General features: G+C 65.9%; 5 protein-coding genes, 1 tRNA gene and 1 pseudogene. 3 read left to right on the forward strand and 4 right to left on the reverse strand.

Annotated elements, in window-relative coordinates:
• The first annotated feature begins 62 nt into the window (after positions 1–62).
• Positions 63–877 (forward strand): IS5 family transposase gene (locus tag FMEAI12_RS08575; RefSeq protein WP_112105608.1). Its coding sequence is split into 2 segments (ribosomal slippage): positions 63–416 and positions 419–877, totalling 813 coding nucleotides; the frame shifts between segments, so codons are not numbered across the junction.
• Between the two features lie 8 nt (positions 878–885).
• On the opposite strand, the pseudogene FMEAI12_RS37930 reads toward FMEAI12_RS08575, so the two are convergent.
• Positions 886–1,215: pseudogene (locus tag FMEAI12_RS37930) on the reverse strand (integrase core domain-containing protein); the annotation flags it as partial.
• Between FMEAI12_RS37930 and FMEAI12_RS37055 the strand changes: the two are divergent.
• On the forward strand, positions 1,160–1,300 hold the full coding sequence (locus FMEAI12_RS37055; RefSeq protein WP_200835229.1) for a hypothetical protein: 141 nt from the start codon (positions 1,160–1,162) through the stop codon (positions 1,298–1,300). The pseudogene FMEAI12_RS37930 and the gene FMEAI12_RS37055 sit on opposite strands and share 56 nt — an antisense overlap.
• Positions 1,301–1,448: 148 nt before the next feature.
• Here the strand turns inward: FMEAI12_RS37055 and FMEAI12_RS08585 are convergent, their stop codons facing one another.
• The 3 genes from FMEAI12_RS08585 to FMEAI12_RS08600 all read right to left on the reverse strand — a co-directional run bounded on the left by FMEAI12_RS08585 (position 1,449) and on the right by FMEAI12_RS08600 (position 3,957).
• Positions 1,449–2,318, reverse strand: coding sequence for an MBL fold metallo-hydrolase (locus FMEAI12_RS08585; RefSeq protein ID WP_235013829.1), 870 nt, complete (start codon positions 2,316–2,318; stop codon positions 1,449–1,451).
• Between the two features lie 126 nt (positions 2,319–2,444).
• Positions 2,445–3,512 carry an integrase core domain-containing protein gene (locus FMEAI12_RS08590; RefSeq protein ID WP_112105611.1) on the reverse strand — a complete coding sequence of 356 codons (1,068 nt, stop codon included), beginning with the start codon at positions 3,510–3,512 and terminating at the stop codon, positions 2,445–2,447.
• 360 nt (positions 3,513–3,872) lie between these two features.
• Positions 3,873–3,957 (reverse strand) — tRNA-Leu (locus tag FMEAI12_RS08600).
• 415 nt (positions 3,958–4,372) lie between these two features.
• Here FMEAI12_RS08600 and FMEAI12_RS08605 point away from each other — a divergent pair.
• Positions 4,373–4,987 (forward strand): dihydrofolate reductase family protein, encoded by a 615-nt coding sequence (locus FMEAI12_RS08605; RefSeq protein ID WP_071065230.1) that lies wholly within the window; start codon positions 4,373–4,375, stop codon positions 4,985–4,987.
• Positions 4,988–5,216: the final 229 nt, after the last annotated feature.

A 5,216-nucleotide genomic window follows, 5' to 3' on the forward strand; every position in this document is an offset into this window, starting at 1 on the left:
ACAGGCCCTAAGGGCGTGTCTTGTGTGGCGGCTCTGCGGGTACATATCTGATCATGGATGTGATGGAGAGCAGCCTCGCTCTGCGGCTGGTCCCGGACGATCTGTGGGAGCTGGTGGAACCGCTGCTACCCCGGTTCGAGGGTCGCTGGCAGGGTGGTGGGACTGCCCCGATCGAGGATCGGGCGGTGTTCACCGCGGTGGTCTACGTGCTGACCTCGGGGTGTGCCTGGCGGCATCTGCCGGCCGAGTTCGGGGTGTCGGTGCCCACGGCGCACCGTCGGTTCCAGGCCTGGACCCGGGCGGGTGTCTGGCCCCGGCTGCATCGGAAGATCCTTGATCTGCACGGTGCGGCCGGGCAGGTCGACTGGTCGTCGGTGATCGTGGACGCGGCCAGTCTCCGCGCGAAAAAGGGGGAAGCCTGACCGGTCCGAACCCGGTCGATCGCGGCAAACCGGGCTCGAAAATCCATGTCCTGACCGACGCGGACGGGCTGCCGCTGGTCGTGGCGGTCTCCACGGCGAACCTGCACGACAGCGGGGCCTTCGTCCCACTGGTGGCCAGTATCCCGGCGATCCGTTCCCGCCGCGGGCCGCGGCGACGCCGACCGGACAAGCTGCGGGCGGACAAGGCCTACGACCAGCCGGAACTGCGGCGTTTCCTGCGCCGGCGTGGCATCGCGGTACGTATCGCCCGCCGAGGTGTGGACAGCGTCGAACGCCTTGGCCGGTACCGGTGGAAAGTCGAAAGAACGCTGGCCTGGCTGGGTGGGTACCGCCGGCTGACCGTCCGCTACGAACGCAACGGCCGGAACTTCCTCGGCTTCCTCTGCCTCGCCGCCGCGATCACCTGCTGGAAAAAACTCCCGCACTCGACGTGAGACACGCTCTAAGCGACCCGCTCATATTCGTTGATCAGGCCGCCGAGGATGGGCTGGCGTTTGACGTTCCTGGGTCAGGTCGGCGACGGGGTGGTCGGGTCGTGGTGGTTGAAGGTCGCGGCCGCGGTTAGGTCGTTGTCCGTTGCAGTGGGCCGCGTACTCGGCCAGGACCGTGCGCAGGTGCCGTTCGCCGAAGATCAGCGTACGGTCGGTGACCTCGGTCCGGACCGTCTGGACGGACCGTTCCGCGTAGGCGTTTGCCCGGGGGTTCGGCGTGGGATCTTGACCGCGTTGATACCGGCATCGGCGAGGACCGCGTCGAACGACGCGGTGAACTGCCGCGGCCACTACGAACTCTCCGTCGATGCCGACCCGCGCAGACTGTTGTCCGCTGCCCTTGTCGAGCTCGCACTCGCCGTCTGACGATCGGACCCGTGCGGGTGCCGGCACGCCGCACCTTCCCAGAACGCAACAGACCCGTCAGCGTCAGGGAGGTAGCCGTGCGAGCGTCGCTGTCGTTCGACTTCCCAGGGTGTCTTCTACTATGTCGCGGTCTACATCACTCAATCTTCTAAGTTCTGGCTGAGGCCTGTTCGTCATCGGTGTATGGGGCGCCGCCGGGCACAAAGTACACCTCGTGTCTGTCGCGGGCGAGGCGGCCGTAGTGTGGTGCGGGGAAGTGCGCCGGGAACAGGAACGCGCCCTCGTCGAGCGCCCGCTGTGCCAGTCCCCGTCGGGTGGCGATCGCGGTCGCCAGATCATCGCACCCGGGCAGGTGAAGCTCCGGTCGAGTCAGCTGGATCGGATGGTGGAACGCATCCCCGCTGAAGTATGCCCGCACGCCATCGGAAGCAAGGCGTAGCACCGCGTGTCCGACCGTGTGGCCCGCCGCAAGCTCGACGCTCAGGCTCGGTGAGACCTTGTAGGGTACGGAGACGATCTGAGCCAGACCCGCGTCGACGATCGGCCGTACACACTCGTCAAAGACGTCGGGGTTGAAGTCGTTGGGATGTCGGACCGGATTCGCGGTGTCCCACCGCCGGTACTCCTGGTCAACGAACATGTAGGCCGCGTTGGGGAATGTCGGTACCCATGCCCCGTCAACCTGCCTCGTGTTCCAGCCACAGTGATCGTGATGAAGGTGGGTGCAGAACACGACGTCGACTGTATCGGTTGACACACCGGTCCGGGCTAGCCGGTCCAGATACGGAATTTTCAGGTCGTCAAAATAGGGCCCTCTTCCCTTGCGACCGTTGCCGGTACAAGGATCGATGAGCACGGTAAGGCCGTCAACCCTCACGACCCAGCTATGGCTCGAGAACTGGAAAGTCATAGATTTCCTGTCCAGAAATCCGTCGGGCAGCTGGGTAATTCGACGGGAGATGAGCGCTCTGTCGTTGGTAAGAAGGTCGAGTGAAACTGGAAGCGACTGCTCTTCCACTCGATCGACGAGAGCGCCACCCAATCTGAGTGTAGACATATCGCCAGGCTATCAATGGAGCAGTCGAATTGGAATACGCGCGGCCGAACCGGCCGAGGCCTGTGGGTGCCGGAAACTGGGTTCGGGTCATGCGGCCTGCCGGTATTCGTGGATGAGCCCGCCGAGCCGATCATGTCGGACGACCGAGGTGCCGGGTTCGGGCGGTGGGTCGGCGCCGGTGCTGAGCGGTGCCTGTTGCTGGAGTGACCGGTGGGGGCGGTGCTGGTTGTAGTGATCGACGTAGTCGGTGAGGACAGTGGTGAGGTGTCGTTCGCCGAGGATGAGGAGGTGGTCGAGGCACTCGCGGCGGACGGTGCCGACCCAGCGTTCCGCGAAAGCGTTCGCGACCGGAGTCCGCGTGGGCGTCCGCACAATATTGATGTTGTCGGTGGTGAAGACGGTGTCGAAGGCGGCGCTGAACTTTGTATCGCGGTCACGGATGAGGACCCGGAACCGTTCCGCCCGCTCGCCTGTGGTCATGAGCAGATTGCGGGCTTGCTGGGTGACCCAGTCGCCGGTGGGGTGGCGGGTGACCCCGGCGAGGTGCACCCGGCGGGAGTCCAGTTCGATGAAGAACAGGACGTGCAGCTTGCTCAGCAGGATGGTGTCGACGGTGAAGAAGTCACACGCGAGGATGGCGTGGGCTTGGGTGTGCAGGAACTGTCGCCAGGTGGGGCCGGAGCGGCGGGGTGCGGGATCGACGTGGGCGGAGCGCAGGATCGTCCAGACGGTACTGGCCCCGACCGAGTAGCCGAGTCGGACGAGTTCGCCGTGGATGCGGCGGTAGCCCCAGTGGGGGTTCTCATCGGCGAGGCGGAGGATCAGTTGGCGGATCTCCGCGGAGGTGGAGGGTCGGCCGGGTGGCCGGTGCGGTCGGGTCCAGCGGCGGCGGACCAGCTGGCGGTGCCAGCGCAGAATCGTCTCTGGTCGCACTAACAGGATCGACCGGGACGCCCGCGGGAGCAGCCGTGTCAGCCCGGCCAGGATGGCGCGGTCGGCCCAGCAGAACCGGGGCCGGGCGACTTGGCGGCGTAGCACGGCGAGTTCGTGGCGGAGCACGAGGATCTCGGCGTCCTTCGCCGCCGAGCTGCGAGCCACCAACCCCAGCCAGCCCACCAGCCGACAGAAGACGAGATAGATCAGCCGAACCGCCATGGCCAGGATCATCCACGTGGTGGTGTCCCGGTCAAGAGCGCTTGTAGTCGGTAGGGGTACAGGTGTCCGATCGCCTCCGGGGGGAAGGCCTATCGATCATTGGGTGAGACAGAAGCCCTGGTCAGGTCCTGCGGACGAGTTTCGGGCACCTACAAGTGCCGAAGCAAGGATGACTCGAGAAGAAATCGCCGCCATGGTCGACGCGCTAGGCGACATAGTGGCCACTTTGATCGAGGCTGACCCCACAGACAAGGCGGAGGTCTACCGGCAACTGGGCCTGCGCCTGACCTACCAGCCCAAGACGGGCATCGTGGAGGCCACCGTAAGAATCGGCCCACGCTACCGTGGGGTAATGGATCGTGTCCGAGGGGGGACTTGAACCCCCACGCCCCGCAAAGGGCACTAGCACCTCAAGCTAGCGCGTCTACCATTCCGCCACCCGGACGAGTGGTGGTTCTGGGCTGCTCGCCCGCACCAGAGGTGACTCTACACGGTCGCGACGGCGACTGACGCTACGCCCGACCACCGGTCGATCAAGCACTGACCGAGGCTCCCCGGCGCGGCCTCCGGCCTCCGCCACCAGCCGGCCTCCCATCCGCCACCGGTGGCCGGCCACTCGCCATCCGACGACCGGCCGATCCGCTTCAGGCAGGGCGTTCCACGCCCCTTCGCGTGCCGGGACTGTCCCCGATCGACACAGTGCGCTCGCGGAGGGCCGGGGCGGATCCGCCCGCTCAGCATCAGCGTGTGGGCCGAGATATAGGTGAACCGGCCCGGCTGATCCGTGGCCGGCCGATGAGATTTGGCTGCCGCGCCGGTCTACCTACCGAGACACCACCTGACTCGAAGGGACCACCGCCATGGCAAAGGTCATCTCCACGCTGTTCATCTCGGCCGACGGCGTGGCTGAGATCAACCCTGACTGGCACTTCCCGTACTTCGACGAGAACATGGGTCGCGCCGTCGCCGAGGACTATGACACCTCCGACGTGCTGCTCATCGGCCGCGTGACCTATGACAGCTTCGCCGGGGCATGGCCAGCCCGCGAGGCAGCGGGCGGCGAGGACGCGCCGTTCGCCAAGCAGCTCGGGGACGTGCGCAAGGTGATTGTCTCGCGTCAGCCGCTCGAGTTCTCCTGGCGCAACTGCGAGCTGGTCGAGGGCGACGTCGTCGAGGCCGTCACCGCGCTCAAGGCTGATGCTGGCATCAGGGGCATCCTGATCCCCGGCTCGATCTCCGTGGTACGGCAACTGCTCGCCGCGGGGCTGGTCGACGAGCTCCGCCTGCTGGTGCACCCGGTGGCGGCACGCAAGGGCCGCCGGTTGTTCGACGACGGCGACACGCCGTACCACCTGAAGGTGACGGCGACGGAGGCGTTCCCGACGGGCGTGATCCGCATGATCTACTCGCCGGCCGATGCGCCCATCAAGGTCGGCTACGACCAGGTCAAGGACCAGGTGCCCGCAGGGAAGTAGCCGCGCGGCCAGGGTGTGGGGTCGGTTCCTGAAACAGGACGGCGCCCGCCGCAGTAAACGCGGTGTGAGGCCGAGCAGTACGCGAGGACTGGAATCCAGTACTACTGAAGATTAACGTGTGAAGTTATGTTGATCGGAGATCTTTCCAGGTCAGTCCGGTTTCGGTGAGGAACCCGATGAGTAGTCCCGGCCGGTACTGCATACGTTTCAGTCCGTGCTTGACGGCCTG

It is taken from the genome of Parafrankia sp. Ea1.12, from assembly GCF_900465275.1.
Lineage (GTDB): Bacteria > Actinomycetota > Actinomycetes > Frankiales > Frankiaceae > Parafrankia > Parafrankia soli.